Below are 497 nucleotides of genomic sequence, written 5' to 3' on the forward strand. Positions count from 1 at the left end.
GGTGCCCAACCGCTCGGCGAGATCGAGATCCCGGTGCACCGATGCCACGGCCTGCCCGAGCCGGTGCGATTCCGCGCCGAAGTCGTCACCGGCGGGCGCCGTCGCCAGCTGCCAGCCGTCGGTGGAGTCGCGCGCGAACGTACTCACCATCCCGAGCATGTATTGCTCTGAATCCCAGTCGATTTCGTATGATCCGAGCAGCGGGGTGATGTACGGGTTACCGGCCAGCGCGCGGGTCAGCTCGATATCGGGGTTGATACCCGGGATGAGCCGGCGGAACACCTTGAGGATGCTCTGCTCGCCGAACACCACGCTGGTGTTGGACTGCTCGGCGCTCATCACGCGCACCGGGGTACCGGGCCCCAGATCCGCTCCCGGTTCGCGGCAGAACCGCACCGCGTCGATCTGCTCGGAGGCGGCCACCAGCGCCAGCAGCCGCCCGGCGGCCTGCGGATCGACCATCGCGTCGTATCCGGTGCGTCCGCCGTCCGACCCGA

Annotated in this window: 1 pseudogene; it reads right to left on the bottom strand. The window is 68.8% G+C overall.

The annotated features are described in order from the left end of the window. Nucleotides 1-497, bottom strand: a pseudogene (locus H7I41_RS22775) (maltokinase); the annotation flags it as partial.

The sequence above is a fragment of the [Mycobacterium] manitobense genome (genome assembly GCF_025821665.1).
GTDB lineage: Bacteria > Actinomycetota > Actinomycetes > Mycobacteriales > Mycobacteriaceae > Mycobacterium > Mycobacterium arseniciresistens.